Source organism: Moorena sp. SIO3H5 (assembly GCF_010692395.1).
Lineage (GTDB): Bacteria > Cyanobacteriota > Cyanobacteriia > Cyanobacteriales > Coleofasciculaceae > Moorena.
The window spans coordinates 1-4,484 of record NZ_JAAHHS010000527.1 but is presented as its reverse complement, the minus strand read 5'-3'; the positions used below and the strand labels follow the sequence as shown (position 1 = coordinate 4,484).

General features: G+C 44.8%; 4 protein-coding genes. All 4 read left to right on the top strand.

Features of this window, described 5'->3' with window-relative positions:
* On the top strand, positions 1 to 648 hold a 648-nt coding region (locus F6K52_RS32845), incomplete at its 5' end, for an MnmC family methyltransferase (protein WP_293088762.1).
* A 406-nt stretch (positions 649 to 1,054) separates the two neighbouring features.
* The gene (locus F6K52_RS32840; protein WP_293088760.1) at positions 1,055 to 1,360 is read left to right on the top strand and encodes a hypothetical protein; all 306 of its coding nucleotides are present in this window, start codon (positions 1,055 to 1,057) and stop codon (positions 1,358 to 1,360) included.
* Positions 1,361 to 1,540: 180 nt separating this feature from the next.
* Positions 1,541 to 2,911, top strand: coding sequence for a bifunctional UDP-N-acetylglucosamine diphosphorylase/glucosamine-1-phosphate N-acetyltransferase GlmU (gene glmU / locus F6K52_RS32835; protein WP_293088758.1), 1,371 nt, complete (start codon positions 1,541 to 1,543; stop codon positions 2,909 to 2,911).
* A 222-nt stretch (positions 2,912 to 3,133) separates the two neighbouring features.
* Positions 3,134 to 4,484: NACHT domain-containing protein (locus F6K52_RS32830; protein WP_293088756.1), on the top strand; the 1,351-nt coding region annotated here is incomplete at its 3' end.

Sequence of the window (4,484 nt, the reverse complement as noted above, 5' to 3'; positions counted from 1 at the left end):
CACCAACAAAAACCCCACTGCCATGTCCAACTAGTTGCCCTAGAGTTAGACTCTACGGTACCACAAGCTGCGATCGCTCAGGGTTGGCTGAATCTCTTTCCCAATCCTATCCCCCAACTATTAGAAGCTCTGGCAACTACTGGACTGCTTGAAACCCAGCAATTGCAAGCTCAACTCTATCTCGGTGATGCCAGAGAGACTATCGAAAAGGTGCAACAAGCTAACTTCCAAGCTGATGCTATCTTTCTTGACCCCTTTTCCCCACCCAACTGTCCTCAATTATGGACTCTAGAATTTATTCAACACTTAGCCCAATGTTGCTCAGACACCGGTAGACTAGCCACCTACTCTTGTGCTGCAGCGGTTAGAATTGCCCTGATCACAGCTGGGTTTACGATTGGTTCCACCATTGAAGTCGGAAATCGGCAACCCGGTACTGTTGCTAGCTTTACTGAAACTGATTTACCTAGCTTATCAATCCGAGAGCAAGAACATTTGCAAACTCGTGCTGCTGTACCTTACCGAGACCCTAATTTATCAGACTCAGCCTCAGACATTCTACATCGACGCCGCCTAGAGCAGCAAAACTCTTTACTTGAACCAACCTCCCATTGGAAAAAGCGTTGGTTGAGAGAGCAAAGGGAATAGGGAATAGGGAATAGGGAACAGGGAGTAGGGAGTAGGGAGTAGGGAGTAGCAAAAGGCAAAAGGTGTTGCTTATTGAACCTCCCCATCCGTCGCAGGAATGGGGATTCCCAGGCACAACATAGTTGGTTGTTATCTCCATGGGCTTAACTTTCCCCCGCACCGGAGGTAGCTGAGTGGGGTCAATACCCAGTTTTTTTTGAGACCCTTACTTTTTATATTAACACTATTTGAGAGGGAAAATTCATCCTCGAAGACGAAACCGATAGATAGGGTCGCCTTTATGGTTGGTCGGCTGTGCGAAAAAGGGTCAAAACTGTTTGATTAAGGCGACCCTATCCTTACGGTAACTTCAAGACCTAAGAGGACGGAGTATTCTTTTCCCTCTCAAACTCTCCCACTCTGATAATTGAATGATTTTAAGAGTGAGGTGGAATGGGCATCAGGGGTGGAAGCGATGCAGCGCCTTCATGCGGGGGTTTCCCCCACTCGCGCTTTGCATCAAGACACTGGCATCTTGCCAGTTTCATGCTTATTTTCGCGCGGGCAGGATGCCCACTCTACTCCTATTCATTCCAAGACTGACGCAACGCCAGGCAAAAGGCATGCAATAGTCAAGACAGGTTTAAGCGATGCAGTCCCGATTCCCGATTCCCGATTCCCGATTCCCTACTCTCCTCCTATAGTCATAATAACGATTTTTTTTCTGAATTAGCAATTAATCAGAGTTTTATCGGTAATAATCCTATTTATTCTCCCAATAGATTCATCATTATTCTCCTGAATTCTAAATTCTCTCTCATGCATCTTTAAAAAAACTGCCAAATTATGACATTGAACTCAGCTCAAGTCTTAGTATGATAGGGATGCAAAGATGGAAGCAAAAAGCTAATCTATGGTTGCAGTAGCAATTCTAGCGGCAGGACGCGGAACTCGCATGAAATCTGACCTGCCCAAAGTCTGTCATCGTTTGGGTTCACAAACTCTAGTGGAGCGAGTGCTCAACAGTTGTGTTTCTATTAACCCCTCCAGAGTGATCGTCATTTGTGGCTATCAGAGTGAACGGGTCAAAGAAAGTCTGAGCGCCTACACCGATGTAGAATTCGTTGAACAGAAAGAGCAATTGGGTACTGGTCATGCCGTCCAGCAACTGTTGCCCCACTTGGCAGACGATACCGGAGACTTACTGGTCTTAAATGGTGATGTTCCCTTGTTGCGTCCCGACACCATTAAACGACTATTAGAAAGCCATCAAGCCCATAACAATGGCGCTACGATCCTAACTGCCCATTTGCCCAATCCCACCGGTTATGGACGGGTTTTCTGTGATAGTAACAATCAGCTGCAACAGATTGTGGAACACCGGGATTGTACTGATGCTCAAAAGCAAAATAACCGCATCAATGCTGGTGTCTATTGCTTCAACTGGTCTCAATTGGCTTTGGTCTTACCAAAACTGTCTGCGGATAATGACCAAAATGAGTATTACTTAACGGATGCGGTTACCATGGTTAATCCAGTAATGGCAGTGGATGTGGAAGTAACTCACGAAATTCTCGGGATTAATGACCGTAAACAGCTGGCCATGGCTGAGGAGATTTTGCAAGAGCGGATTAAGGATAGCTGGATGAAGGCAGGGGTGACATTAATTAACCCAAACAGTATCACCATTGATGAGACTGTCCAATTGCAACCTGATGTCACCATCGAGCCCCAAACTCATTTGCGGGGTAAGACGGTGATTGGTGCTGGTAGCAGGATTGGCCCAGGGAGTCTGATTGAAAATAGCCAGTTGGGTGAGAAGGTGACCGTGCTATATTCAGTGGTAAGTGATTCTGTGGTTCAAGATGGCACCCGTATTGGTCCGTATTCTCATCTTCGGGGTAATGCCCAAGTAGGAGAATCCTGCCGTATCGGAAATTTTGTGGAACTGAAAAATACTCAGATAGGCGATCGCACTAATGCCTCTCATCTATCTTATTTGGGAGATGCTACCCTAGGGTCCCGAGTGAATATTGGCGCAGGTACCATTACTGCCAATTACGATGGTGTTAAAAAGCATAAAACCCAGATAGGCGATCGCACTAAGACTGGTTCCAATAGTGTTCTGGTGGCACCACTAACTTTAGGAGAGGATGTCACTGTGGCAGCTGGTTCTGTGCTTACCAAGGATGTGCCAAACGATAGCTTGGTGATTGCTCGTAGTAGAAATCAGATCGTTAAACCCGGTTGGCGATTAAAGACCACAGAAGATTCGAACAGCTGAGCAAGGATAAGGGATGGCTGTGATTTGATCAGGTTGTTAGGTGAATTACCAAATTGGGTGTTTCAAGAGGGGTAAGAGGGTGCATCTGATTAAAGCTGTTTGACCTGGTGAGTGGAATGGACATCTTGCCGTGGAATGGGCATCTTGCCCGTTCCAATTTTCAGACGGGCTGTCCGCAACTACGATAATAATTGTTTGTTGACGGAAAATTGAGTTTGCCCTATGACCTGGGAAATTGCTTCTGTTGTTGCTAAATCTGTTGCCCCTATTTTAGGGGGAAACATTCAAACTAGGCTAACTCCTGCCGATATCCAAAAAGCACTAGAGGAAGCACTAAAAGCTGCCCTAGTGCGAGAAGAACCCTTGGCACCAGAGCAGCGCCTTTTTTATTATTCTGCTCCTGATGCGATCGCGCTTTTTCTGGAAGACTTTTTCCAACATAAAGAAGTACATGAGGAATTACACAAACCCCTCCAACAGGAGAACAAAGCACCATTAACCTCTTTACTTGTGGAAAAATTTAAGCAGGTAGCCTTAAACCATGCCCCCACTCAACCACAAGATAGTTTTATCCTTCCCTGGATGGAAACCTTTGTCAAGACTTATAGTGATAAAACCCGCAGTTATTTACAATTTCAACTAACTAAGGAAAACTATTTCCGGCAAATTTCCCACAGGATTGATAATGTTAAGTTTCCTGGGATGTTGGTAGCTACACACCATGGAAACCATGCCCTTAAGCTTGACCAAATTTTTGTCATGCCTGAGGTAGAAGTGTTACATCCTCCCAGTAGTAAGCGACCGTTAGAGTCGCGGGCTTTTCACTCTCAGGTAGCATTACCAGGTAAGCAATGGCAACCATTGCGTAGGCAAACGGTTAAAAAAACTCTTGCCCAATATTTATTAGCGGTAAAAACCTGGCAGGCTAACTCTGCTAAATCCCGGAACGTGATACTAATGGGTGCGCCTGGTTCAGGTAAAACCACCTTAATGAATTATGTTGCTGTAATTTTAGCCCAGAAGCAACCAGAAGCAATTGGGTTAGCGCCAGATATTGACTGGCTGCCGATTTTAATTGATATCCGGGATTGGGTCGAGTATTCAGATATCAGTATTGTAGAGTATGCACGGCAGTTTGCTGAAAAAAACCTATTGGTGAAATCTCTGCCTAAAGGTTTCTTTGAACATTGGCTGGAAGATGGACGGACATTGATTTTGCTCGATGGGCTTGATCAAGTTACAGAACCAGCCAAAGCTGAGCAAGTCGTAGGGCAAATTAAAGATTTTATCCAGCAATTTCCTAACAATTGGGTAATTCTAACCTCCGATAACGACCGTTATCCTAACTCAAATACCCCCTGGGATTTTTTCTGGAACCAAGAATTTTATCACTATCAACTTCAGTTATTTGATGACAGTAAAATAGAGGAATTTATTCAGCGCTGGTACTATAGTCAGATAGAGAAATCGCCGTCGTTGAAGTATTGTTTCGCAAGAAAATCGTCCTGGGCAAAAACTCCAAAACACACCAAAAACAGTAATAAAAACAGCCTAATTCTCATTCGCGTCATTA

What these genes read in the sequence shown, in the direction of transcription:
- glmU (WP_293088758.1), top strand. Translation starts at nt 1,541, where the DNA reads ATGGTTGCAGTAGCAATTCTAGCGGCAGGACGCGGAACTCGCATGAAA.